The 25,491-nt window shown below is 58.4% G+C and carries 24 protein-coding genes and 1 tRNA gene; 14 read left to right on the forward strand and 11 right to left on the reverse strand.

Going from position 1 to position 25,491, the window contains the following annotated elements:
- From DXT96_RS17595 to DXT96_RS17605, 3 genes are all read right to left on the reverse strand, one after another.
- Complete coding sequence (locus DXT96_RS17595) at positions 1-1,569, reverse strand: L-aspartate oxidase (protein WP_153515743.1); 1,569 nt, start codon at positions 1,567-1,569, stop codon at positions 1-3.
- Positions 1,566-2,537 carry a quinolinate synthase NadA gene (nadA, locus tag DXT96_RS17600; RefSeq protein WP_207135155.1) on the reverse strand — a complete coding sequence of 324 codons (972 nt, stop codon included), beginning with the start codon at positions 2,535-2,537 and terminating at the stop codon, positions 1,566-1,568. Before nadA ends, DXT96_RS17595 begins: the two co-directional genes overlap by 4 nt.
- A 69-nt stretch (positions 2,538-2,606) precedes the next feature.
- Entirely contained in the window at positions 2,607-3,509 is a 903-nt protein-coding gene (locus DXT96_RS17605) for a hypothetical protein (RefSeq protein WP_371418910.1), read from the reverse strand.
- 210 nt (positions 3,510-3,719) lie between these two features.
- Between DXT96_RS17605 and DXT96_RS17610 the strand changes: the two genes are divergently transcribed.
- From DXT96_RS17610 to DXT96_RS17625, 4 genes are all read left to right on the forward strand, one after another.
- Positions 3,720-4,094 (forward strand): PAS domain-containing protein, encoded by a 375-nt coding sequence (locus DXT96_RS17610; protein ID WP_153515745.1) that lies wholly within the window; start codon positions 3,720-3,722, stop codon positions 4,092-4,094.
- Between the two features lie 66 nt (positions 4,095-4,160).
- A complete protein-coding gene (locus tag DXT96_RS17615) occupies positions 4,161-4,688 on the forward strand; it encodes a thermonuclease family protein (protein WP_153515746.1) in 528 nt (175 codons plus the stop codon).
- A gap of 172 nt (positions 4,689-4,860) precedes the next feature.
- Positions 4,861-5,451, forward strand: a complete 591-nt coding sequence (locus tag DXT96_RS17620; RefSeq protein ID WP_153515747.1) for a hypothetical protein — start codon at positions 4,861-4,863, stop codon at positions 5,449-5,451.
- An 85-nt stretch (positions 5,452-5,536) separates the two neighbouring features.
- A complete protein-coding gene (locus DXT96_RS17625; RefSeq protein WP_153515748.1) occupies positions 5,537-6,466 on the forward strand; it encodes a DUF2971 domain-containing protein in 930 nt (309 codons plus the stop codon).
- A gap of 1,334 nt (positions 6,467-7,800) precedes the next feature.
- Here the strand turns inward: DXT96_RS17625 and DXT96_RS17630 are convergent.
- The 4 genes from DXT96_RS17630 to DXT96_RS17645 all read right to left on the reverse strand — a co-directional run bounded on the left by DXT96_RS17630 (position 7,801) and on the right by DXT96_RS17645 (position 9,849).
- On the reverse strand, positions 7,801-8,511 hold the full coding sequence (locus tag DXT96_RS17630; RefSeq protein WP_371418911.1) for a hypothetical protein: 711 nt from the start codon (positions 8,509-8,511) through the stop codon (positions 7,801-7,803).
- The gene (locus DXT96_RS17635) at positions 8,489-9,037 is read right to left on the reverse strand and encodes a Panacea domain-containing protein (RefSeq protein ID WP_153515749.1); all 549 of its coding nucleotides are present in this window, start codon (positions 9,035-9,037) and stop codon (positions 8,489-8,491) included. The genes DXT96_RS17630 and DXT96_RS17635 overlap by 23 nt, the downstream gene beginning before the upstream one ends.
- 194 nt (positions 9,038-9,231) lie before the next feature.
- A tRNA-Ala gene (locus DXT96_RS17640) sits at positions 9,232-9,307 on the reverse strand.
- A gap of 152 nt (positions 9,308-9,459) precedes the next feature.
- The gene (locus DXT96_RS17645; protein WP_149901198.1) at positions 9,460-9,849 is read right to left on the reverse strand and encodes a TIGR02300 family protein; all 390 of its coding nucleotides are present in this window, start codon (positions 9,847-9,849) and stop codon (positions 9,460-9,462) included.
- 198 nt (positions 9,850-10,047) lie between these two features.
- On the opposite strand from DXT96_RS17645, the gene cmk reads away from it, so the two are divergent.
- Together cmk and rpsA are read left to right on the forward strand one after the other, a co-directional pair.
- On the forward strand, positions 10,048-10,707 hold the full coding sequence (cmk, locus tag DXT96_RS17650) for a (d)CMP kinase (RefSeq protein WP_194287665.1): 660 nt from the start codon (positions 10,048-10,050) through the stop codon (positions 10,705-10,707).
- Positions 10,708-10,878: 171 nt separating this feature from the next.
- A complete protein-coding gene (gene rpsA / locus DXT96_RS17655; RefSeq protein WP_149901196.1) occupies positions 10,879-12,579 on the forward strand; it encodes a 30S ribosomal protein S1 in 1,701 nt (566 codons plus the stop codon).
- Between the two features lie 101 nt (positions 12,580-12,680).
- On the opposite strand, the gene DXT96_RS17660 is transcribed toward rpsA, so the two are convergent.
- From DXT96_RS17660 to DXT96_RS17675, 4 genes are all read right to left on the reverse strand, one after another.
- The gene (locus DXT96_RS17660; protein ID WP_153515751.1) at positions 12,681-14,234 is read right to left on the reverse strand and encodes a hypothetical protein; all 1,554 of its coding nucleotides are present in this window, start codon (positions 14,232-14,234) and stop codon (positions 12,681-12,683) included.
- 265 nt (positions 14,235-14,499) lie between these two features.
- Positions 14,500-14,808 (reverse strand): hypothetical protein, encoded by a 309-nt coding sequence (locus tag DXT96_RS17665; RefSeq protein ID WP_149901194.1) that lies wholly within the window; start codon positions 14,806-14,808, stop codon positions 14,500-14,502.
- Positions 14,809-14,855: 47 nt separating this feature from the next.
- Positions 14,856-16,088 (reverse strand): hypothetical protein, encoded by a 1,233-nt coding sequence (locus DXT96_RS17670; RefSeq protein WP_153515752.1) that lies wholly within the window; start codon positions 16,086-16,088, stop codon positions 14,856-14,858.
- Positions 16,089-16,171: 83 nt separating this feature from the next.
- Positions 16,172-16,798 (reverse strand): ribonuclease D, encoded by a 627-nt coding sequence (locus DXT96_RS17675; RefSeq protein WP_046801718.1) that lies wholly within the window; start codon positions 16,796-16,798, stop codon positions 16,172-16,174.
- 163 nt (positions 16,799-16,961) lie between these two features.
- On the opposite strand from DXT96_RS17675, the gene DXT96_RS17680 reads away from it, so the two are divergent.
- From DXT96_RS17680 to DXT96_RS17720, 8 genes are all read left to right on the forward strand, one after another.
- Positions 16,962-17,576: a nucleoside 2-deoxyribosyltransferase gene (locus DXT96_RS17680; protein WP_153515753.1), complete on the forward strand. Its 615-nt coding sequence runs from the start codon at positions 16,962-16,964 to the stop codon at positions 17,574-17,576.
- Positions 17,573-18,322, forward strand: a complete 750-nt coding sequence (locus tag DXT96_RS17685; protein ID WP_153515754.1) for an SDR family oxidoreductase — start codon at positions 17,573-17,575, stop codon at positions 18,320-18,322. Before DXT96_RS17680 ends, DXT96_RS17685 begins: the two co-directional genes overlap by 4 nt.
- A gap of 551 nt (positions 18,323-18,873) precedes the next feature.
- Positions 18,874-20,061, forward strand: a complete 1,188-nt coding sequence (locus tag DXT96_RS17695; RefSeq protein WP_153515755.1) for a Xaa-Pro peptidase family protein — start codon at positions 18,874-18,876, stop codon at positions 20,059-20,061.
- Between the two features lie 117 nt (positions 20,062-20,178).
- Positions 20,179-21,783: an ABC transporter substrate-binding protein gene (locus DXT96_RS17700; RefSeq protein ID WP_149901189.1), complete on the forward strand. Its 1,605-nt coding sequence runs from the start codon at positions 20,179-20,181 to the stop codon at positions 21,781-21,783.
- Positions 21,784-21,845: 62 nt separating this feature from the next.
- Entirely contained in the window at positions 21,846-22,853 is a 1,008-nt protein-coding gene (locus DXT96_RS17705) for an ABC transporter permease subunit (RefSeq protein WP_149901188.1), read from the forward strand.
- Positions 22,850-23,764: an ABC transporter permease subunit gene (locus DXT96_RS17710; RefSeq protein WP_153515756.1), complete on the forward strand. Its 915-nt coding sequence runs from the start codon at positions 22,850-22,852 to the stop codon at positions 23,762-23,764. Before DXT96_RS17705 ends, DXT96_RS17710 begins: the two co-directional genes overlap by 4 nt.
- A 3-nt stretch (positions 23,765-23,767) precedes the next feature.
- Positions 23,768-24,607 (forward strand): ABC transporter ATP-binding protein, encoded by an 840-nt coding sequence (locus tag DXT96_RS17715; protein ID WP_149901186.1) that lies wholly within the window; start codon positions 23,768-23,770, stop codon positions 24,605-24,607.
- On the forward strand, positions 24,604-25,449 hold the full coding sequence (locus tag DXT96_RS17720; RefSeq protein ID WP_149901185.1) for an ATP-binding cassette domain-containing protein: 846 nt from the start codon (positions 24,604-24,606) through the stop codon (positions 25,447-25,449). The genes DXT96_RS17715 and DXT96_RS17720 overlap by 4 nt, the downstream gene beginning before the upstream one ends.
- Positions 25,450-25,491: the final 42 nt, after the last annotated feature.

Consider the following 25,491-nt stretch of genomic DNA (forward strand, 5'->3'; position numbering starts at 1 on the left):
TCAGGCGCTCCGCGCAATGCTGGAAGAAGAAAAGCTGGATGAGGAAAGGTCATGGCCGATGGCGATCACTTCGGTCAGGCTCAGCCTGCGTCTTGTGGCGACCGCGTCCTTTCCGGGAAAATCGTCGCGGAAATGCGCGCCGCGCGATTCCGTGCGCAGGGCCGCGAAGACGGCGATGGTGAGGCCGACGAGGGCGGGATCGGATGCCGGGCCTTCCTGTTCGGCAAGCTGCAGCAAGTCCCGGATCGCTTCGCGCAAGCCTGCTGCATGTCTCACAATGCCGAGATGGCGGGAAACGATGGGTCGGACGGCAGCGGGATCGGCGGCTCCACAGTCGGGGGCTGTGCGTGGCGCAACAGCTGCCGGCCCTGCCGTGCGTGCCTGTCGACCGGCGAGATCCTGCGCTGCGCGCATGCCCATGGCGGCGGCTTCCAGCAGGGAATTGCTGGCGAGCCGGTTGGCGCCGTGCAGACCGGTGCAGGCGGTTTCACCGGCAACCCACAGACCCGGCACCGAGCTTTGGCCTCTGCCATCCGTGGCGACGCCGCCCATATGGTAATGCACGGCGGGACGCACGGGCACAAGTTCGCAGGCGGGGTCTATGCCGGCCTCGCGGCAAAGCAGGTCGATGGAAGGGAAGCGAGCGGAAAAGCCGGAACCCAGCGCCTTGCGGGCATCGAGAAAGACCGCGCCGCCGCGCAGGATTTCCCGGTCGATGGCGCGGGCGACAATATCGCGTGACGCAAGCTCGGCGCCCGGCACTGTCGCCATGAAACGTTCGCCGTTTTCATTGAGCAGAAGTGCGCCTTCGCCGCGCACCGCTTCGCTGACCAGCGCCAGCGGCCGTCTGGGCGAGGAAAGCGCCGTCGGGTGGAACTGGACGAATTCCATATCGGCAAGGATGGCGCCGGCGCGCGCGGCGAGCATGATGCCCTGCCCGAAATTGCCGGCAGGATTGGTCGTCGCTTCGTAAAGCCCGCCAAGGCCGCCGGTTGCAAGAATGACCCGTGTGGCCGGCAGAATGAAACTGCCCTTCGGGCCGGCGCAGGCGAGACCGGTGATCGCGCCCTCTCCCGTCAATAGGCGGCGGACTTCCGTGCCTTCGAGAACCGTGATGGATGGTGTGCGAAGGACTGCGGCTGCGAGCGCCCTGACAATGGCCGCGCCCGAACCGTCGCCTTCCGCATGCAGGATGCGCCGTCGGCCATGGGCAGCCTCCAGCCCGAAGACGAGTTTCCCCTCAGCATCGCGATCGAAGCGCACGCCGGCCCGCTCCAGCGCCTCGATGACGGCGGGGGCGGTGGAGACGATCTCCTCGGCCATATCGGCGTCGCAGAGCCCGTCGCCTGCGGCGAGCGTGTCGGCAAGATGCAGTGCTGCATTATCGTCCGGGCCGAGACTTGCGGCAATGCCACCCTGCGCCCAGGCGCTTGAGGTTTCGCCGCCGAGCGCGCCGCGTGTCAGAAGCAGCACGGGCTGCGGCGCAAGCGTCAGCGCCGCCATCAGGCCCGCAATGCCGCTGCCGACAATGACTGTCCAATCCTGCTGCGGCGGAAGGCGTTCGCTCATACCTCCAGCATCCTCTCCACGGCGCGGCGGGCAGCGACCGCGATTGCCGGGTCGACCGTCACCTCATGGCGGTTTTCCTCCAGCGCCGTGCGGATATTGCCAAGCGTGATGCGCTTCATATGGGGGCAAAGATTGCAGGGGCGGATGAATTCGACATCAGGGTGATGCACGGCGACATTGTCGCTCATCGAGCACTCCGTCAGAAGCACCACGCGGGCGGGCTGCTCCCGGCCGACATAATCCGACATAACGGCGGTGGAGCCGGAAAAATCGGCGGCTTCCACAACATCCGGCGGACATTCCGGATGTGCCAGAACGATGACGCCGGGATGGCTTTCGCGCAATTCCCTGATGTCATCGGCAGTGAAAAGCTCGTGCACCTCGCAATGGCCGCGCCAGGCAATCAGCTCGACATTGGTTTCCCGCGCGACATTCTTCGCCAGATATTCATCCGGCAACATCAGTACACGTGGCACACCGAGCGATTCCACCACCTGGCGGGCATTGCCCGAGGTGCAGCAGATGTCGGAAGCCGCTTTTACCGCTGCCGAGGTGTTCACATAGGTGACGACCGGAACGCCGGGATAGGCCTTGCGAAGAAGGGCGATGTCTTCGGGCGTGATGGAATCGGCCAGCGAACAACCAGCGGCCATATCCGGAATGAGAACGGTTTTTCCCGGATTGAGCAGCTTTGCCGTCTCGGCCATGAAATGTACGCCGGCAAGAACGATAACATCCGCCTCCACTTCCATCGCCTTGCGCGCAAGGGCGAGGCTGTCGCCGACGATATCGGCGACGCCGTGGAAGATTTCCGGCGTCTGGTAATTGTGGGCGAGAATGACGGCATTGCGTTTGCGCTTCAACTCAAGGATCGCATCCACATCGTCCTGAAAGCCCATCCATTCCGCCTTGGGAATGACGCGGCTGACCCGATCATAAAGGCTTGCGGCAGATATCTGTTCGTTCACGACGCTCTCCCATTTATACTCTCTTTGAGTATATCTAGGGCAAAGAGATATTCTCATCGTGAGCATATGTCAATTGCGGGAGAGCGGCAGTTTCGTTCCGGAGAGGGCGCGTTCGTCGAGAACGGTCTGGCGGAAGCGGAAAAGCTTTGCCGGGCGTCCGCCGGTTTCGCTCGCAATGTCGCCGGTCTCTTCCACCAGTTGCTGCTGTTCGATCAACCGGCGGAAATTCTGCTTGTGCAGGGTCAGTCCCGCCAGCGCTTCGATCGCGCGCTGCAATTGCAGCAGGGTGAAGGTATCAGCCATCAGTTCGAAAACCACAGGGCGATATTTGATCTTGGCCCTCAGGCGAGCGATGCCGGTGGCGAGAATGCGGCGGTGATCGGCAAACATCGGCCTGCCGAAATTGATCCGTGGCTCGCTCTGGGCTTCCTCGACAAGGCCCGCCTCGTACAGCAATTCGTAGCGCTGCAGGGTAAGTTCCTCATTCCAGCCGCCGCCATCGAGGCCGAAGGTGAAATCGGCCCGCAGGTGACGCTGGCTCTTGCAGGCGGGATCGGAATCCGCCCAGGCCCGCAACCTGCCGATGATGGTATCCAGAACCGCTGGGCGGCCCTGCCGATGATCCTCCCAGGGTAGGTATTCATACCAGCCGTGCCAGAGCGCGTGCTCGTTGCCGGACGATTCATGCTCGCGAACCAAGCCCAGATAACCGATGGAGATGGTTCTTCCGCCTGGAATGTCGTTGTTACGGTCGCGATCCGCGAAGGTGTAAAGCTGTTCGAGATAACCGACCGGATGATGGGTCTGCTCGTGGATCCACTCCCGCAGCCCGCTTTGCAGCGTTCTGTGCCCGAATTCGAATGGGCCTGAGGGAAGTGCCGCGCCCGCCCGGACGGTCATCACCCGCGGTTCGTCTCGCGTAATGGCGGTGACGACGGCAATGAGTTCTGCATGGGCAAGCCCGATGGTCACGGCGACTCCTGTCTTGGGTTACGATGTCAACCTTCTTTGGCACAGGAAGGCTGCTTCGCCAACAAGGGGCAGGTGGCAAAGTGCTTTCTATATCCGCGTGAAGTCTAAAGTAGAATATCATCAAATAAAAGGATAAATTCTTGTGATTAGTCATGCATTTTTTGTTATGTTATAAAAAAGTTATAAGCATTCATGTAGTGTAGAAAGCCGATGTTAGAAGATATATCTCTGGAAGAGACGCTGATTGGTTATTATACGTGGAGCATCGGTCAGAATCTGGTTTATCTGGATGCTGTGGCGTCGCGTCTGCGCGATTTCTCCTTTGAAGAGGCTTCTCGCGGCATTCCGGTGGAGAAGTTCATCGCCCAGGTCGAGGTTGGTTCACAAGCCCGGGTGGCGCGAGCGGTCCATAATTCGCTGATAAGCGGTGAGTTTTACGATCAGGAGAGCCGGATTGATCTCAAGGATGGTGGGTTTCGTTGGCTCAGGACGACTGGCAGGGTGATTCACGACTGCGACGGCATTCCGATCATGGCAATGGGGACAATTCGCGACGTTACCGCTCGCAAGGTCCTGTTGATGTAATGCTGCGTCTCTTCTAGTCTGGAGCGGGATAGGTTCATATTTTATCGCTTTTGATGTTTTGGTGACATGACTCGGCAGATCGCAATTTTGCTGTTTCAGATCGTTTTGGTGATAGGGCTCGGCATTGCCGGCATGCGCATCGCTTCGTTCCTCAATGGCGAAGATGGCTATGAGACTGCCGGTCTTGCGGCGAACACGGAGATGCTGTGGACGACCTCCCCGGTGAAGGTCGATACCCGTCACCAGAATTATGAGCGCATCCCGACCCCGCCCGACCCCTATCCGCTAAAAATACATGCGGACCAGCGCCTGCGCGTGGTCGCCAGCAATCGCTTCACATTCAAGGGCCAGGAATTCCGCCTTGCCGGCGTCGAAGACATCGACCGCAACCGCGTCTGCGCTGCCGCTGATGGCCGCCGCTATGCCTGCGGCCTGAACGCCTTCAAGGCGCTGGAGAACCGGCTGCGCGGCAAATATCTCGAATGCCGGGTGGTGGAAGAGGGTGGGGCTATCCTGATCGTTGAATGCAGGATCAAAGGGCAGGACGTGCGAACGCTATTGCGGGAGACGATCTTGCCGGTAGCCGGCCGATAAGGCGTCCGGGAATGTCCGTCAACGGGTGATTTATCGTGTCTGGGAAGATTTGGTGGAGCTAAGCGGGGGACAACCCTCGAAGAAAAGTCCCAAAACCATATCAGAAAGTTATTGATTTTCAGTGGCTTCCGGGACTAGCCTTGGGTACTAATTTGGGACTTAGGGGCTTTCTTTGGCTGCATCATCGGCTTCGGATCGAAAATATCTTGAGTGGCACGGCTCGCAGTGGCGGGTGGTGGTGAATGTTCCGCGTAAACTCCAGAGCAAGCTGGGAACCAAGCTCAAGAGGCCGCTGGCGACGGACAGCCTCAAGGAAGCCAACGTTCTCAAATGGGATGTCATTGCCGAGTTCAAGGCGCTTATTGAACAAGCCTACAATCCCGCCCTCTCCAAAGACAGTGCACTCAAAATGGTCCGCGAAAAGGCAATGCGTGAGGCCGTACTGTTTGCACAGCAGCGGGGTGCCGCAGTGAACCCTGAGGAGCACCTCCTAGTGAATGATATGGTTTCCGTGAGAGTGGACGAAATCCTAGGCCATCAGGTTGGTGAGGATGAGGAAGGGGAGGCGGTCTTTGAGCCGCAACGTGAAGCAATCGCCATAGAATTTGCGGCGTTGGCAAGCGGGCAGAAGACTCCCATTGACCTCCACCACAAGAAGTACATGGCGATGCCTAGTGTAAGTCGGGAAGATAGCTCGGGGAGCACTTTGGGAATAGCGACTTATGTAAATCCAGCGACAGGTGGCTTTTCAAGTATGACCTAATATATAGGGCAGAGTACGCTCCGCTAGTAGCCCACTTCGAATATTAACCGAGCGTCATTCGCTCATTTTCACTTCCGGAAATACCATGAATTTCGATCAAAAACTGACCCAGAAACCTACCAAGTACAATAACGACCGCCTCCATTTCTTCAAATACATGTCGGCTGCAACGGGTAAAATCGTCCTCTCCAATCGAACCCTTCGCTGGTCTACAGCCACGCACCTTAACGACCCTTTTGATATGCAGCTTGACCTTCCCATACGGGCGGACAGGCAGGTGGTAAGGCGGCTTGCCTTAAGCAAGCTATGGAATCTGTATTGTCAAACAGACCCCATACCTCCTCGAAATGTTCTTTCGGTCATGCTTGAAGCTCTCCGCGCGACAGGTCGGCGGATGACACGAAAGCAATTCAACGAGGAACTTGGAGCCGCATTTGATGAGGGATACAGCCAAATGCTAGTTACCCTTCCGGGTATTCAAAGAGAATCTGCGGCGATCATGAAAGATACGAAAATCCTATCTCTCACAACTCGGCCTAATAACCACCTCATGTGGGCGCACTACGGGAGCGCCTCAACTGGAGTTGCGCTGCGGTTCCGATCAATGCCAGAAATTGACGGACCGTTTGGCATGGCAAAAGCAGTTAACTATTTAAGCGAGGTTCCCGAGCTCTACAACGCCGAGTCGCTTTCGGATATTTTTGCTGGTTTGGACAGTATGAGCCCAACCGCAATCGTAGACAAATTGGTCTATACTAAGTCATCTGAATGGAACTATGAGCAGGAGTGGAGAATTTGCTCCGGCGCTGGAAGAACACAAGAAGCCCCCTATGAGGACTGCCCCTTTGGTGCGGAGGAGATAGACGGCTTGATATTTGGAATGAACACCGCAGCCTCTGATAAAACAGAATTCCTCGAAATTGCCAGCCGCTACCCAAGAATCGAGATATTTCAAGTGGCCCGCTCCGGGAGGGCTAACTTTGATATTGAGCTCCGGCCCTATGAACCCGACTGACTTGACACAAGCGTGCTGTGAGCCGCTCCCAGTTTTGCTGTGTTCGGCACTATGGAAGCGCGTGCCCTTGATTTCTCCCAAAGCCACCCTCCTGCCGAGCTTCCTCCCCTAGCCGCTTGAGTGGCGGACAGGACAGCCGATGTGTGATATTCCGGGACGGGACACGCAAGGGGACCTAACCCCAAGTTCCCAAGGAGCTCATCTGTGAATAGCTCCGCGCGGCGAAAAAGGGGCCAAGCCCGTTCAAGCTTACCGTCCGCTAAAGATATGAAAACAGAGGATGCGCCTAGACGGTCGCCGCAAGAAAGCAGCCCGCACCTCAGCTTCTTGCTTGCGACATCTTGCGCAGAATAAACCATGCGAGCCTTGCGAGCCGATAGCTTACCGTGTTTCAACGAATACGCTGCATCCCTCAAGACTTCGAACTCAGGGCATAAAGTTGCTACGTGGTCTTTAAAATGGTTGTCCTTCAGTTCATTATGCTGGCATCCAAGCTTTCCGAGGAATTGGTGTCCATTCTCTCGTAGCTCCTCAAAGATTATGCCGTGGGCGGAATCAAGGCTGAGCGCCGCATTGACGGCGAGACGGTAATCCCCATCGTTTTGGATAAACGCCGTAATATTGGGCCGCGTCACAGTGTCGAAAAAGGACTTGGCGTCCAAACGAGTTGCTCCGTAGTTGTTGCTTTGGGGCGGTAAGGCAGTCGGTCTAGCTACGAAATTCTGTGCCCAAAGTGGATGCCACTCTGTCTCTGGCTTCAACCACGGAATGGCCAGAAGCAATGAGACGGAGCAACTCGTCACGCATTTTGATGCGGTGCTCTGGGTGTTTCCTCAAGGCGTCCGGCAGCTGTACGCCTCCACGATACGGAACACGCGACACCCCATCGTCAGCATCACGCCACTCTATCAGGGGGTCTGGGATAAACTCGAAGCGCGAGGCCAACTCCACTAGCTGGGGTGTGAGGCAGAGCCACTGGGTCCCCATCTTGACCACAGAATGCAGTATCAAGTCAGCGTCACAGATCATCCACCCAGAGACATGGCGGCTCATCTTGGTGGGGTCATTAGCCTCTTGTGTAAAGCAGTTAGTGTGGCAATCATACGGCACCATGCTAGCGGCTAAAAGTTGGTCTTTAGGCGGTCGCGTTACGATCACACGCGGGAGGGAAATGACCTCTGTGTAGGCTTGTTTCTCCCACTCCGTGATTGGAGAAGCGAACAGGGCAGCGTTGCGCAATATTAGCTCGTCTATCTCCATGCCTGTCTTGGGGACAACCGTATTGGGAGGCAAACCGCTCTCCATAAGATGAATCCCCCTCGTAATTTAGGTGGCTAGATTAGCGGCCCCGTGCCCGTATCCTTACGGCGGATAACCTCACGTTCCTCATGTATCTCTTGCCAAATCCGATACGTAGACGAGACCATGCTTTCTAGCTCGCTGAAGTCGAAAAGCTCCACCCCGTGATCAGTAAAAAGCCGGACGGTTCTGCCATCGTCCTTATCATCACGGAACTGTATAATGCCTAAATTGATGGCCGCGAAATCGGCGTCAGCTGCGCGTATGCGCTCATGCATCATTGAAAACGCAAACTTGCGGCCAAGCTCCGTCAGCCCTTTGCTTCTGCGTGGATCAATGAAGATTGCGTGTGGCTGCTCATCAACGGCAAGCACCATGGGAAGCCAGAAGCTCACCTTTTTGCCAACGCCAATGTGCATCGGGAAAAAGTCGTGTCTCCTTGCTATGGCCCCTGCATTGGAAGCAAACTCATAAAGAGCTTTCGCTACCTGGAGATTGTTTCGCTGTTCATCGCCAAGGCGGGACGCTCGAATGACCTGTGCCTGAATCTGTTTCCATGGAGTCGCAGGAGATGCGCCGAACATTCCGGACTGCACATTGAAGATATCAGGGTAGCATGTGGTTACAGGCTTGTAGGAAAACGGTGAGAACCCGCCTTTCATTTGCATTAACTGCGACCGCTTCATGTCATCGGGAAGCGGCGCTATCCGAGCCAGATCGGTGTCATGCAAAAGGGGTGTCGTCACTCGGTTCTCCAGATGCGGGCCTTAGTCCAACCGAGACCTTGTGGTGCCGGAATCGCTCTAAGATCACAGTATCGGAGATTCTAAGTCCAAATGCAACTTCTGTTCGCGCTTTGTCCACCACGTACGACCAAGGCGAGTCCTTTGCGTGGGAAAGATCAACCAGCCGCCCCGGCGACATCTTGCCGTATGAGTTAATTACCTGCGACATCAGGGAGGTCAATCTCGGGTCGGAAGGTGTCGCAATATCGCGGGGTGCGCCTGTCAATGGGTCTTGCCCTTCAGCCCTGAAAGTGATGGCCTCGGAGCCAGCTCTCTTGAAAGCCTTATATGCTGAAGGATGGACTGGGCCGTATTGCCACGCTTCGAAGTAGCCGGAGACTAGAGGCTCCTTGGTTTGAACAAGGTGGATACCGTGTGCAAAGTAGAGCAGCTTTTGAAGGGCGAGATTGGTTATCTTCACGCTCAGCCTATCGGCCTCGTCCAGCATCAAGTTTGCGACTGCTCTAGGATCGTATCCCGCGCTCATGGCATTCCGCTCGAATCTCCGTCATTAAGTGCGTGCTGGTTACCGGAAGGATTCTCGCCCATCAAGGAGCAAAAAGATACAGCAAAGGCCAACAAAATTGGGTACGCAGTTTGGGTACTAATCTGGGACGCACCTAAAGTGCTCGCGGCCTTACGCCTTTGAAACCCTTGACAATTCTGCGCCATAAAGGTGATTGGTGGAGCTAAGCGGGATCGAACCGCTGACCTCTTGCATGCCATGCAAGCGCTCTCCCAGCTGAGCTATAGCCCCATAAGGGTTCCGGCATTTCGTCCGGTTCCGGGAACCGAAGCGGCTGTTGTTCCGTTCGGTGGCGGCTTACTACTTCGGCTAATCGAAGAGTGCAAGCACAAAAGACAGCCCGGCTTCATTTTTTTGTCGCCGGGCTGGTTTATCCAATAAGATCAAGCTTCTTCGTCGTCGCCCGTTACGCCGATGATGCCGGACATGTCGTCATCGTCGTCGTCTTCGTCGGCTTCGAGGAAGGTGTCGTCTTCGTCGCCGATTTCCACGTCGTCTTCGTCATCACCCATATCGGGGATTTCGTCGCCGCTGTTGTCGCCATCGGCATCTTCCAGCGATACGAGTTCGACTTCCGTGTTCTCGGCGTCGACTTCCGCTACTTCCTCTTCCTCAGCCTGCTCGAGCTTTGCCTGAGCCGTGCTTTCCTCGAAGAAGGAGAGCGGCCAAGACTTGCCGGTATAGGGAGAAACGACCGGATTGCGGTTCAGATCGTAGAACTTCTTGCCGGTATCGGGGTCTGTGCGCTTGGTACCAAGGTCCGCTTTTGCCACTGTCTAAGCCTCAAATTGTCGAATGAGTTTCGGTGTGTACGCCGTAAAACCGGCATAGACTGTAAAATTTCTAGCCGGTCCCCTTAATCGTTGCGGTCTTTCGTGTCAAAGACAAACTTCGGGCGTTGCCCTTGCAACGCACCTTATATGCCGGGCTGCTGATGAAGATTGGAAGCAGCTGAACGCTATATTATATGAATGACGCACACACAGGCAGAGAGCTTCATGACATTCACGATCGCCATAGACGGACCGGCTGCGGCCGGCAAAGGAACGTTGTCGCGCAGGATCGCGGAAATCTATGGGTTCCACCATCTCGATACCGGCTTGACCTATAGAGCCACAGCCAAGGCCCTTCTCGATGCCGGCCTGCCGCTGGATGATGAGGCGGTGGCTGAAAAGGTGGCGCTGGAGCTCGACCTTGCCGGTCTCGACCGCTCGGTGCTTTCCCGGCACGATATCGGCGAGGCCGCTTCCAGAATTGCGGTGATGACGCCGGTGAGGCGCGCGCTCGTCAAGGCGCAGCAGCGTTTTGCGACAAAAGAGCCGGGCACGGTTCTGGATGGCCGCGATATCGGGACGGTGGTGTGTCCGGATGCGCCGGTGAAGCTTTATGTCACGGCTTCGCCTGATGTCAGGGCAAGACGTCGTTATGATGAAATCCTCGCCACTGGCGGCAGTGCTGATTACGACGCCATTTTTGCAGAAGTGAGGAAACGCGACGAGCGCGACATGGGCCGCGCGGACAGCCCTTTGAAACCGGCTGAAGACGCGCACTTGCTAGATACGTCGGAAATGAGTATAGAGGCGGCGTTTCAGGCCGCGCGGGCGATCATCGACGCCGCCCTGAGGAAATAGGTTTTTCGCGGAACCGCTTCATTTCGGTCCGCGTTTAGTCCGGAATTGCCTGAAGACATGTCCTTGCGCCGGAAAGCCTTTTAAAAAGGCGGGCATGGGTTCGGGTATCAACAACACTAGCCCACCGGCGCTCTTGTATTCGTCCTCGTGCGGATGCAACCAGGAGATTTCATGTCAGTATCTACCCCCACGCGCGAAGATTTCGCAGCGCTTCTCGAAGAATCCTTTGCCTCTAACGATCTTGCCGAAGGCTATGTTGCCAAGGGTATCGTAACGGCAATCGAGAAGGACGTTGCCATCGTCGACGTCGGCCTCAAGGTTGAAGGCCGCGTCCCGTTGAAGGAATTCGGCGCGAAGTCCAAGGACGGCACGCTGAAGGTCGGCGACGAAGTCGAAGTCTACGTCGAGCGCATCGAAAACGCACTCGGCGAAGCCGTTCTGTCGCGCGAGAAGGCTCGCCGCGAAGAAAGCTGGGTCAAGCTCGAAGCCAAGTTCGAAGCCGGCGAGCGCGTCGAAGGCGTTATCTTCAACCAGGTCAAGGGTGGTTTCACCGTCGATCTGGACGGCGCTGTTGCGTTCCTGCCGCGTTCGCAGGTCGACATCCGTCCGATCCGCGACGTTACGCCGCTGATGCACAACCCGCAGCCCTTCGAAATCCTCAAGATGGACAAGCGTCGCGGCAACATCGTTGTTTCGCGTCGTACGGTTCTCGAAGAGTCGCGCGCCGAGCAGCGTTCTGAAATCGTTCAGAACCTCGAAGAAGGCCAGGTTGTTGACGGCGTCGTCAAGAACATCACCGATTACGGTGCGTTCGTTGACCTCGGCGGCATCGACGGCCTGCTGCACGTCACCGACATGGCATGGCGCCGCGTCAACCATCCTTCGGAAATCCTCAACATTGGCCAGCAGGTCAAGGTTCAGATCATCCGCATCAACCAGGAAACCCACCGTATCTCGCTCGGCATGAAGCAGCTCGAGTCGGATCCGTGGGATGGCATCTCCGCCAAGTACCCGGTTGGCAAGAAGATCTCCGGTACGGTCACGAACATCACCGACTACGGTGCATTCGTTGAGCTGGAGCCGGGCATCGAAGGCCTGATCCACATTTCCGAAATGTCCTGGACCAAGAAGAACGTCCATCCCGGCAAGATCCTGTCCACGAGCCAGGAAGTCGACGTTGTCGTTCTCGAAGTCGATCCGTCCAAGCGCCGTATCTCGCTCGGCCTCAAGCAGACGCTTGAAAACCCGTGGCAGGCATTTGCCTACAGCCATCCGGCCGGCACTGAAGTCGAAGGCGAAGTCAAGAACAAGACTGAATTCGGTCTGTTCATTGGCCTGGAAGGCGATGTTGACGGCATGGTTCACCTGTCGGATCTCGACTGGAACCGTCCGGGCGAACAGGTCATCGAAGAGTTCAACAAGGGTGACGTTGTCAAGGCTGTCGTTCTCGATGTTGACGTCGAGAAGGAACGCATCTCGCTCGGCATCAAGCAGCTCGGCAAGGATGCTGTCGGCGAAGCCGCATCGTCCGGCGACCTGCGCAAGAATGCAGTCGTTTCGTGCGAAGTCATCGCCGTCAACGACGGTGGCGTGGAAGTGAAGCTCGTCAACCACGAAGACCTCACCTCCTTCATCCGCCGCAACGACCTCGCACGCGATCGCGACGATCAGCGTCCGGAGCGTTTCGCAGTTGGTCAGGTTTTCGACGCCCGCGTCGTCAACTTCTCCAAGAAGGATCGCAAGGTCATGCTTTCGATCAAGGCGCTGGAAATCGCTGAAGAGAAGGAAGCAGTTGCACAGTTCGGTTCGTCCGACTCGGGCGCTTCGCTCGGCGACATCCTCGGCGCGGCTTTGAAGAACCGCGGCGAATAATCGCTCCGATCTTTTGAAATGAAGAACCCGCCGGAATTTTCCGGCGGGTTTTTTATTGGCGCAGATTCAGCGTCATCGAAGACGGGTCGGTCACTTGAAATTCAGAGCACGCCGCTCATTCTGAGGTAATAATTTTCCGCACTGTCGTCGTAAGCCGCTTCCTGTGGGCTTTCCTGTTCGCCGGTCTCGTCATTGGCGGCCACCCGCTCTTCCACGTCGTCCGCCTCGTCCGGGCTTCCGGCGTTTTCGCCCTCCGCCTCGCCTTCCGCTTCATCCTCCGAAAACGGGCCGCCACCACGCGGTGGTGTTTCCGATTCATAATCCTCTTCCGCCGGCGGATAGGTGACCAGCGGCAGCGGCGTGCCGTCTTTTGCGAGAGCGGCGGCGATCAGCGATTGTGAGGCCGATTGTTCGAGCATCGCCATCCTCATTTCCGGATCGAGTGCTGCGCGGGGGAGGGATTGAGCCTCGGGACGATTGGTAACAGTCTCCGTTTCCTCACTGGACGGGCGAAGCGGCGTCGGCATTGTGACTTTTTCGGAGAGTTGCTCCTCCGGTTGCTGTGGCGCGACACCCGGCAGCAGAGCGGATGGCTGTGCGGCGGTCGCGGCTTTGGCGGGAAGTTTCCCGGCCACGGCGGCAAGCAGCAGGTTCTCCATATCCCTGACGCTGGCTGTGGGCTGGCTGGATGGCGCTGTCGAGCCTGTGCGGGCTTCCCTCTGTTCCGCTTTGATCATCTCCCGCTGCGGGAAGGCAGGGCGCGTTTCGCTGTTTTCAGCCCTTGGCGGATGTGTCGGTCGGGGCTCCGCCTGTGCTTCTTTTGCCGTGTTGCCCGCATGCGGCAGAGGCGGACGTGCCGCGCTTTCGGTTTTTCCGTCCGATTTTGCAGCGTCGGGCGCAGAAACGCGCGTTTCGGTTGGTGGGGTGGGAAGATTGGGCCGTAGATCCGACGGCGTCGCCTGCGTCATCACCATAGCTTTTATCGCTGCGCCACCCAGGGCAAGCGGGCCGATGAACAGCGGTGAGAGCCGACCGCTCGTGGCGGCATTTGCCAGCGGTGCTGCCGGGGTCGCGTTCTGGCGGCCTTCTGTGCCCTGACTTTGGGTGTTTTGCTGTCTTGGTGGTGCTGCTGGCGATGCCGGTGCTGGGCTGGAAGTATTATTCTGCTGATAGGAGGAAACCACAGCTTTCGCCGCCAGATCCATTCCCTTGTAGCGGGAAAGCTCGATCAGCAGGGCGAGGCGGGCCGCCTCCGGGCCGGTGGGCTGTTTCAGAATTTCGGCCAGCATCGAAAGGCTCAAGCCCTGCAGGGCCTTGCTGACCTGCTGTTCCAGCGCCAGGCGCTGCGCGGGTGGCATGGCGCGCAGCGCATCCGTCAGGCGCACCACATAAGTCTCGATGGCTTCACCGTCGCGCCGTGGCAGGTTCATCAATTTACCGAGCGTTTCCGCCAGCACGGCGGTGCTGCGGGAAAGCTGAAATTCACTGGTCAGCGAGGCGACCGCTGCTTTTGCAAAAATACTGCTGCCATTGTCGGGAGCAGGACTGGTCACCTGCGGCATTGCGGCGTCTTTCGGCTGCCCGCGCGTCGCCGGTGGAACTGTCGCTCCATAGGCGGCATCGGCTGCCGAAATTTTCGGTACAGGCGGTAACATGGGTGCGCTCCGTTCCTATCGATTACCGCCGCTGGCTGCGAAAGGGCCAATCCCTGGCTCTCTTGATCCGCATCTGACCCGTCTGCTGAAAGATTTGCCGCGTCGGTGATGTACAGGTGTCATCTCGCCCGCTCATGCGGGAGCGCCCGTATATGCCGCTGGCGCGAATGCCAGCTCTCTTCGGCACACACAGAATCATCAAGTTGAAGCTTGCCGCGCAGATATTAATATTTGGCTAACCATAAATTATGCCGGACGGCGTCGCTCAGGGCGAAACGCCGATGAACATGCGGTAAAGTCCGTTATCGTCGGAATTGACCGAAGAAATGTGATCGGGTTCGCTCAAGGGCACTTCCATGGCCTCCGGTGGCATGGCATCGAGCCAGCTCGCCTTGGGAAAACTTCTCTCCGGCCGAATTTCCACGGGATCGATGGCTTCATCGTCCTCGCCGGGCGTGAGGAAGGTTGTATTATCTGGGGCGAGCGGCGGGGCTGCCATCGAGAGCAGCGCCTGCGCTGCATTCGGTTCGGCATCGAGACCGGCGCTGCCGGATAGGCCGGAAATATCTGACATGTCTGAACTCACATCATGTTTCGCTCAAATACGGTCGGAAGCGGCAATCATGCCGCCTTTTTCTTCAGCAGTTCATAAAGGCCATTGTCGTCGATCGAAATCGGCAAAATGGCGCTGCGGGCGTCATCGACAACCGCCATCGCATCCAGCAATGCTTCCGCATCGGCCGGTGTGGTGGTCGCGTCTGTTTTGGCCTTGTTCGCCTTGGCAGGCGCGTTGTCGTTTTCAGTCGGGGCAGCTTCTTCGTCCGGCGCGGCGGCAAGCACCGAAATCAGGGCGATTTCCGATGAAATATCGACCGGACCTTGCCCCTCCGTGCCATCGGTTTTTTCCCCGGCTGAAGCGTCGATGTGTTCCTTCACGACATCCTGAAGTTCCTGCACATCTTCGAGTTTGCCCTGCGCATCACGGGTCTGGATATCCTGTTCCCGCTCGGCCTTCACTTCGGCATCGTTGATTTCGCCGATGCGATCTTCGCCGCGCTCGGCCTGCAATTCTTCCTTGGTTTTCGGGTCGGCGACATCTTCCAGGCGCTGGATGACCTTCAGGGTCTCGCGTGTCATGAAGCGGGTGCCCTGTGCCTGCTCGTTCAGGGCATCCTTGACGGCGCGCGCCGCGTCGCCGAAGGGGTTGGCGATGGCGGCGATCATCTGCTGCGCTGAAACGCCGAGTTCCTTCAGGCCGGTGGATTCCTCCAGATCATTGACACTTTTTGGCAAGGTCGCACGCACCGCCATGATGGCGTCCGACATCTGCACACCGAAATCGTCTTCCTTGCCCGTCAGGCCGGCGCTCTCTGCAATGCGGGCGGCAAGGGCGGCCATGGGGTCGGTCTTGGCGGTGACGCCATTGTTCAGGATGTCTACGACCTGCGCTTCCGAAACGCCGAAGGATTTCAGGGAAATTGTCGTGGCTTTTCCCTGCGCGTCGGCCTTTTCGAAGCTACCTGTCAAGGTCAGCGCGTCCTGAAGCCTTCGCGCAAACGAGAAGCTCGATTCATCGTTTTCCTGGGTGACGCCAAGGGCGGAGGAGAAGCGGGAGACGAGCGAGGCAAAGGCATCGGCGTCCGGTTTCATGATGCCGAACAGATAGGCGCTTATCTTTTCATTGGCGACACGCTGGCTTTGGTCCGGCTGCGGCTGGGTCTTGACCGCCTCATCCTTTTTGGTGCCGTTCGCCTTTTCCTGCTCTTCGCGCTGGCGTTCCTCGATGGTCTCGACCATCGATCGCATGAGGTCGCTGACGGCTATGCTGGCTGTCTGCTGCAGCGGAGTAATCATCTGAAAAATCCCGGCCACCCAAAGTTGCGGCCGAGAATAGGCAATTCTGGTAAATCAGAGCTTAAACCAAGCGTAAAAAACGCTCAGCTATGGGCGAAAATATCCGTTTCTTCCCAGCCGAGAAGGTCTAGCTTGGCGCGGGTCGGCAGAAACGCGAAACAGGCGTCGGCATGATCAAGGCGGCCATCGCGCACAAGGCGGTGGGTCAGCTTGTCGCGCAGCGCATGCAGGTGGAGCACATCGGAGGCGGCATATTCGAGCTGCGCGGGCGATAGCGTCTCTGCGGCCCAGTCGGACGATTGCTGCGCCTTGGAAATATCGACTTCCAGCATTTCCTTCAGATTGTCCTTCAGGCCGTGCCGGTCGGTATAGGTGCGGGTGAGGCGCGAGGCGATCTTGGTGCAGAAAACCGGCGTGGTTGTCACGCCAAAGGTGTGGAACAGAACGGCGATATCGAAACGCCCATAATGAAAAATCTTCTGGTGGGCGGGATCTTCGAGCATGCGCACGAGGTTGGGGGCCTGTTTCTGTCCGGCGGCGATGCGGATGACATCCGCGGTGCCGTCGCCCGGCGAAAGCTGGACGACGCAAAGACGGTCGCGGCGCGGCACCAGCCCGAGTGTTTCCGTATCGATTGCGATGGCCCCGGTATAACGCGCGGTATCTTCGGCGGAAATATCGCCTTCGTGATAGCGAATGGTTGCGGCCATGTCTTGCTCCAGAAATTGCAGTCGGTTGCTCCGGCTATAACGGAAAGAATGGCCTGATGATACCGTTTTATGGGCCGGTTCGGCGCGGCTTCGCGCTTGCCTTTGCGAAAGTCTCCGGGTTAGGTTCGGGAAATCCTTTTCTTACAAAACGCATGAATTCCCGATGACAAAGAAAATCTATCTCGCCGGACCGGAAGTCTTCCTCCCGAACGCGCGTGAAATGCTCGATCTCAAGGCCTCACTTGCGCGGGATGCGGGTTTTACGCCGCTTTCGCCGGGTGATCTGCAGATTCCGCCGGCCGATACCCGGATCGGCCATGGCTGCAACATCAATGCCGTTGACGAGCGGATGATGCTGGAAGCGGATGCGGTGATCGCCAATCTCACACCGTTTCGCGGTGTCGCCGCCGATACGGGAACAAGCTTTGAGCTGGGTTTCATGTGCGCGCTGGGCAAGCCGGTTTTCGCCTATACCAATGTCGAGGCTAATCACTTCACCCGCATCAAGGCGCATTATGGCGGCGTTGCCACCATCGATGAAACGGGCCGGTATCGCGGGCCGGACGGGCTGTCGATCGAGAATTTCGACATGGTCGACAATCTCATGCTGCATGGTGGAATTTTGCGGCGTGGCGGCGTCATCATTGTCGGCAATGCGCCTGAAGAGGCGCTCTATACCGACCTCGACGCCTATAAACGCTGCCTTGCGGCGGCGGCGGAGAAATTACTGGGACAGACTGATCCTGACAGAGCGACATTAGCGGAGACATCATCATGAGCGGTACCATTCTCATCACCGGCGCTACATCCGGCTTCGGCCAGGCTACGGCACGGCGTTTCATTGGGGAAGGCTGGAAGGTCATCGGCACCGGCCGGCGGGCGGAAAGGCTGGAGGCGTTGGCGGCCGAACTCGGTTCAGCCTTTCATGGCGTCGCCTTCGATATTACCGATGAGGATGCGACGGCAAAGGCGCTGGCCGCTTTGCCGGAGAGTTTCCGGGACATCGATATTCTCGTCAACAATGCCGGCCTCGCGCTTGGCACTGCGCCCGCGCCGCAGGTGCCGCTGAAAGACTGGCAGACCATGGTGAATACCAATATCACCGGCCTGTTGAACGTCACTCACCTTCTCTTGCCGACGCTGATCGAGCGTAAGGGCATCGTCGTCAACCTCTCTTCGGTCGCTGCGCACTGGCCCTATGCCGGCGGCAATGTCTATGCCGGAACGAAAGCTTTCTTGCGGCAATTCTCACTCGGCCTTCGCTCGGACCTGCATGGCAAGGGCGTGCGGGTGACCTCCATCGAACCCGGCATGTGCGAGACTGAATTCACGCTGGTTCGCACCGGCGGCAACCAGGGTGCCTCGGACAATCTCTATAAGGGCGTCAATCCGATCACGGCCGACGATATTGCCAATACGATCCATTGGGTCGCCTCGCAGCCGAAACACATCAACATCAACAGCCTCGAACTCATGCCGGTCAACCAGTCCTTTGCCGGTTTTCAGGTCCATCGCGAAAGTTGATTTCAGTGGCTTTCAGGGAGTGCTGAAAAACCGTGCAGGTATTTTTGAGCTATGCAAAAATGCAATGCTGCATTGCGAGACTTGCTCTGTTAAAAATCACAAATGTCGCTATATTCAAATCATCGAAGCGGCGCACTCCTCCTCCCAGTGCCGCTCGATGTGGATCGGTGGCACTCCTCCTCCCAGTCGCCGATCAAGTTTGAAGCCTGCCGCACCTCCTCCCGCGGCAGGCTTTTTCCTTTTTAGAGCTATTTTCCCGGAGCAATCTCTCGCTGAGTTCCGCCTGATGCCATAGCTGCTGGCGGCTTACCTGCGTTTCCCCCTTGGATTTCCGGGGGATTTTGGATTTCTGCGTCAAGGCGATGAGTGCGGGAATCGGACGCGTGTCGATCACGATTTCGTTATGTCTAGATGAATATGCACAGTTTTGTGGCGGTGCGTGGTGCTGGCCCATTGCTTAGCCCCCGGCCTGTGGTTATTCATGGGCAAAAGAACGCTTGGGAGGTGGCCGACACGCTTGTGTCTGTGCGCCCGAAAGCGGCGGGGAGAGAATGGCAGACTTTCAAGAGGCGCTGAAGCGGTTTCAGCCGATCGCGGTTTCATCGATCGCTGAAGACGAGCTCAGGTTGCGGCTACGCGGCCTTCAAGCGCGGATGATCCAGGACAATGTCAAGGCGGTCTGGCTCGATGCATCATCGTCGCTGACCTATTATACCGGCCTGTCGCTTGGCCTTTCCGAGCGAATTCATGGCGCTTTGGTGCCGGCCGAGGGGGCACCGGTCTATATCAGCCCGACATTCGAAGAGCCGAAACTCCAGACCCTAATCCGTATTCCGGGGACGGTTGCCGTCTGGGAAGAGGATGAAAATCCCTTCGATCTGATGGCAGGACGCGTTGCGGCGCTTTCCTGTCCCGGCCATCTTGTCGCCATCGATCCCGCTACCCCGTTTGTTTTCGCATCCGCCCTGATGCAGCGTCTGGAAGGACGGATCATTTCCGCCCAGCCGATGATCGTTGCCCAGCGACAGGTCAAGTCTGCGGCTGAAATTGCCCTTATCCAGACGGCGATGGACGCAAGTTACGGTGTGCAGAAGGCCGTATTCGAAGGGCTTCGTCCCGGCATTTCCACCACCGAAGTGGCTGATTTCGTTAACGCCGCGCATATCGCCCTTGGCATGAAACCGCTTTTCGTGGCGGTTCAGTTCGGCGAGGCGACGGCCTATCCGCATGGCGTTCCCTATGCGCAGACGCTGAACGATGGCGATATGGTGCTGGTCGATCTCGGCGCCATTCTTCACGGTTATCGGTCCGACATCACCCGCACCTATGTCTTCGGCAAGCCGACAGATAGGCAGCGTTTCCTCTGGAACGCTGAACGCGATGCGCAGGCTGCGGCCTTCGCCGCGGCCCACGTCGGTGCCGCGTGTTCCGATGTCGACAAGGCCGCGCGCGACAGCCTGAAGGCGGCCGGTTTCGGCCCTGGTTATCAGCTTCCCGGCCTGCCGCACCGCACCGGCCACGGCCTTGGGCTGGATATTCACGAAGAACCCTATATCGTTGCAGGAAATGCGACGGCGCTTGAACCGGGCATGTGCTTTTCCATCGAGCCGATGCTGTGTGTTTATGGGGAATGCGGCGTCCGTCTTGAGGACATTGTTTATATGACGGAGGCGGGACCGCGCTGGTTCTGCCCGCCGGAAAAGAACCTCGATCGGCTGTTTCAGCCGGTCGCCGGGTAATTGGTCGGGAGGCAAAGACCGAACGGCGGCACGGGTTCCCGTGTTGCTGCTGACCAGAAGAGGTAGGCCCCCAAACGGGGCCGCAGGAACTCAGAAAAAGAGGGAAAGGACCACCAGATGAAAACGCTGACCCGCAGTTTGCTTATCGCCTCTGCGATTGCGATGACTTCCGCCGTGCCTGCCATGGCGAAGACCTTCGTTTATTGCTCCGAGGCATCGCCGGAAGGCTTCGATCCGTCGCCTTACACCGCTGGCGGCACCTTCGATGCCTCCGCGCATCCGGTCTACAACCGTCTGGCCGAGTTCAAGAAGGGCACGACCGAAGTTGAGCCGGGCCTTGCGGAAAAATGGGATGTTTCGAGCGATGGCCTCGAATACACGTTCCACCTGCGCAAGGGCGTCAAGTGGCACTCCAACGAGAAGTTCACGCCGAGCCGCGATTTCAACGCCGATGACGTGATCTTCAGCTACAACCGCCAGGGTGACGCGAAGAACCCGTGGAACCAGTATATCGCAGGCATCACCTACGAATATTACAACTCCATGGAAATGCCGTCGCTGATCAAGGAAATCGTCAAGGTTGACGATTATACCGTCAAGTTCGTGCTGACGCGCCCCGAAGCACCGTTCCTCGCCAACATCGCCATGCCTTTCGCTTCGATCGTGTCGAAGGAATATGCCGATACGCTTGATAAAGCCGGCACCAAGGAAGACTTCAACAACCTGCCGATCGGCACCGGTCCGTTCAAGTTCGTCGCCTATCAGAAGGACGCGGTCATCCGCTACCAGAAGAATGCCGACTACTGGGGTGACGCGCCGAAGATCGACGACCTGATCTTCGCGATCACGCCTGATGCCGCCGTGCGTCTGCAGAAGCTGAAGGCCGGCGAATGCCACCTGATGCCTTACCCGGCTCCTGCCGATCTCGAAACCATCCGCGCCGACAAAAACCTCAAGCTCGATGAGCAGCCGGGTCTGAACGTCGCTTACTTCGCTTACAACACGACCGTTGCGCCTTTCGACAAGCCGGAAGTCCGCAAGGCGCTGAACATGGCGATGAACAAGCAGGCGATCATCGACGCCGTGTTCCAGGGCGCCGGCCAGGTTGCCAAGAACCCGATCCCGCCGACAATGTGGTCCTACAACGACAGCATCAAGGACGATCCGTACGATCCGGAAGCCGCCAAGAAGGCTCTCGAAGCCGCTGGCGTCAAGGATCTGACGATGAAGATCTGGGCGATGCCGGTGCAGCGTCCCTACATGCCGAACGCGCGCCGCACGGCCGAGCTGATCCAGTCGGATTTTGCGAAAGTTGGCGTCAAGGCCGAGATCGTCTCCTTTGAATGGGGTGAATATCTCAAGAAGTCGACCGAAGTGAACCGCGACGGTTCTGTCATTCTCGGCTGGACCGGCGATAACGGTGACCCTGATAACTTCATGGGCGTTCTGCTCTCCTGCGCCGCGACCGGCGAAGGCGGTGCAAACCGTGCTCAGTGGTGCAACAAGGAGTTCTCCGAGTTGCTTTCCAAGGCAAAGCAGACCACTGACGTTGCCGAGCGCACCAAGCTTTATGAGCAGGCGCAGGTAATCTTCAAGGAACAGGCTCCGTGGGCGACGCTTGCGCACTCCACACAGTTCGTTCCGATGTCCGCCAAGGTTTCTGGCTTCACCATGAGCCCGCTTGGCGATTTCACCTTCGAATCCGTCGATATCGCTGAATAATCCCAAACAACAGGACGCGCGGAAGAACCCTGTTCTTCCGCGCGTCTTTTCAGGAAAAAACCATGATCCGGTTCATTTTCGGCAAACTTCTCTATCTCGTTCCGACCTTCCTCGGAATCACCATGGTCGCCTTCGCCTTCGTGCGTGTTCTGCCGGGCGATCCTGTACTGTTGATGGCGGGTGAGCGCGGCATATCGCCTGAAAGGCATGCGCAGCTTGCCGAACAGCTCGGCTTTGCCCAGCCCATCTGGCAGCAATATCTGCATTTTCTCGGACGGCTGCTTCAGGGCGATCTCGGCAATTCGCTGGTCACCAAGAAGCCTGTCTTGACCGAGTTCCTGTCGCTCTTCCCCGCGACGGTCGAGCTTGGCCTCGTTGCCATTATCATCGCAACGCTCATCGGCGTGCCGGTCGGCGTCATCGCCGCCATTCGCCGTGGCTCGTGGTTCGACCAGATTTCAATGACGACCGCGCTGATCGGCTTCTCCATGCCGATCTTCTGGTGGGGTCTGCTGCTGATCATCATGTTCTCCGGCATCCTGCAATGGACGCCGGTGTCGGGCCGCATCTCGCTGATGTATTTCTTCCCTTCCGTCACCGGTTTCATGCTGATCGACAGCCTGATTTCGGGGCAAAAGGGCGCTTTCGCCTCGGCCCTGTCGCATCTCATCCTGCCCTCGGTGGTGCTTGCCACCATTCCGCTGGCGGTGATTGCGCGACAGACACGCTCGGCCATGCTGGAAGTTCTGGGTGAGGATTATGTCCGCACCGCCCGTGCAAAAGGCATGTCGGCCTCCCGCGTCGTCGGCGTTCATGCGCTGCGCAATGCCATGATCCCGGTCATCACCACCATCGGCCTGCAGATTGGCGTGCTGATGGCGGGTGCCATCCTGACCGAAACCATCTTTTCCTGGCCGGGCATCGGCAAGTGGATGATCGATTCCATCTCGCGCCGCGACTATCCGGTCGTGCAGAGCGGCCTGCTGCTGATTGCGGGCCTGGTGATGGTCGTCAACCTGCTTGTCGATCTGACTTATGGCCTCATCAATCCGAGGATCCGTCACAAATGAGCGATGTGACCACCACCCCCGGCGTCCGCCTTTCGGACGCCGCCATCCGCCGCCGGATGATCGCCGATTTCTGGTTCTACTTCCGCCAGAACCGTGGCGCCGTCATCGGCCTTGCCGTCTTTACTCTTCTGGTGCTGGTGGCGGTTTTCGCAGCCGTGATTGCACCGCATGATCCGACGCAGCAATATCGTGATGCGCTGCTCGTCCCGCCGGTCTGGCAGGATGGCGGCCGTGCGGCATTCCTGCTGGGCACCGATGCGGTCGGCCGTGACATGCTGTCCCGGCTGATCTACGGCGCGCAATATTCGCTGTTCATCGGCGTCGTCGTCGTTTCCATCGCCCTTGTCGGCGGCATCGTCATCGGTCTTGTCGCCGGCTTCTTCGGCGGCTGGGTGGATAGCGTCATCATGCGCGTGATGGACGTTATCCTTGCGTTTCCGTCGCTGTTGCTGGCGCTGGTGCTGGTCGCCATTCTCGGGCCGGGCCTTACCAACGCCATGATCGCCATCGCCATCGTCTATCAGCCGCATTTCGCGCGTCTGACGCGTGCCGCTGTCATGAGCGAGCTCAGGCGCGAATATGTCACCGCCGCCCGCGTGGCGGGAGCAGGCAATTTCCGGCTGATGTTCAAGACCATTCTGCCGAACTGCCTTGCGCCGCTGATCGTGCAGGCGACGCTCTCCTTCTCGTCCGCGGTTCTCGATGCGGCAGCCCTCGGCTTCCTCGGCATGGGCGCCCAGCCGCCCGCCTCCGAATGGGGCACGATGCTGGCTGAAGCGCGTGAATTCATTCTGCGCGCCTGGTGGGTTGTCACCCTTCCTGGTCTGACGATCCTCATTTCGGTACTCGCCATCAATCTGATGGGCGACGGTCTGCGCGATGCGCTCGATCCCAAACTGAAGCGGAGCTGAGCGATGAGCCTGCTGAAAATCAAGAACCTCACCGTCAAATTCGCCACCGCCACCGGCGCTTTCACCGCTGTCGATGGCATCGACGTCTCCGTCGACAAGCATGAAGTATTGGCCATCGTCGGTGAGTCCGGTTCCGGCAAGTCGGTATCGATGCTCGCCGTCATGGGGCTTCTGCCCGATACGGCAACGATTACCGCCGATGAGATGACCTTCGACGGCAAGAACCTGCTGGCGCTGACGCCGCAGGAGCGCCGCAGGGTGATCGGCCGCGAGATCACCATGATCTTCCAGGAGCCCGTCGCCTCGCTCAACCCGTCCTTTACGGTCGGGTTCCAGATCGAGGAAGTACTGCGCCTCAATCTCGGCATGGGCCGCTCCGCTGCGCGTGCCCGTGCGCTGGAACTGTTCCGCGCTGTCGGCATTCCCGAGCCGGAAACCAAGCTTAACGCCTATCCGCACCAGATGTCCGGCGGCCAGTGCCAGCGTGTGATGATTGCCATCGCGATCGCCTCCAAGCCGCGCCTGCTGATTGCCGACGAGCCGACCACCGCGCTCGACGTTACCATCCAGAAGCAGATCCTCGATCTCTTGATGAACCTGCAGGCGGAATACGGCATGGCGCTCATCCTCATCACCCATGATATGGGTGTGGTGGCGGAAACTGCGGACCGCGTCGTGGTGCAATATAAGGGGCGCAAGATGGAGGAAGCGGATGTGCTGAGCCTGTTCGAAGCCCCAAAGCACCCCTATACCAAGGCATTGCTTGCGGCCCTGCCGGAAAATGCCACCGGCGACCGGTTGCCCACGGTTTCCGATTTCTTCGGCAAGGAGGGCGTTCAATGAGCATTGTTGTCGAAGGCAAGGGCATTACCCGCGATTATCATGTTCCGGGCGGCCTGTTCGGTGGCGCCAAGACGGTTCAGGCGCTGAAAGGCATCGATTTTGCCGTCGAGCGTGGCAAGACGCTCGCCATCGTCGGCGAATCCGGTTCGGGCAAGTCGACACTTGCCCGCATCATTGCGCTGATCGATCCCGCATCCGGCGGCGAGTTGAAGATCGATGGCCAGCCGGTTGATATCGCCAGGCGTCGTCCGGACACGCAGATGCGTTCCAAGGTGCAGATGGTGTTCCAGAACCCCTATGGCAGCCTCAATCCGCGCCAGAAGGTGGGTGACGTGCTGATGGAACCGCTTATCATCAACACGAAAATTCCGGCTTCCGAGCGTCGCGAGCGGGCGGAAGCCATGCTGGTGAAGGTCGGCCTCGGTCCTGAACATTTCAACCGCTATCCGCACATGTTCTCCGGCGGCCAGCGCCAGCGCATCGCCATTGCGCGCGCGCTGATGCTCAATCCGGCGCTGCTGGTGCTGGACGAGCCGGTTTCCGCGCTCGATCTTTCGGTGCAGGCGCAGGTCTTGAACCTGCTCCGGGATTTGCAGGAGGAATTCGAGCTGACCTACGTCTTCGTCAGCCACGATCTCTCGGTGGTCCGTTACATCGCCGACGATGTGATGGTCATCTCCAAGGGCGTGGCGGTGGAGCAGGGAACACGCGAGGAACTCTTCGCCGATCCGAAGCACCCCTATACGCGCCAGCTCTTCGCCGCGACACCGATCACGGATGTCGATGCCATCCGCGCCCGCGTGGAACGCCGCAAGGCAGCGCGGCAGGCCGCAACGGCCTGAGCGTAGAAACATCAAGTTAGAAAACAGGCCGGTTTTCCGGCC

It is taken from the genome of Agrobacterium sp. ICMP 6402, from assembly GCF_009498615.1.
Taxonomy (GTDB): domain Bacteria; phylum Pseudomonadota; class Alphaproteobacteria; order Rhizobiales; family Rhizobiaceae; genus Agrobacterium; species Agrobacterium burrii.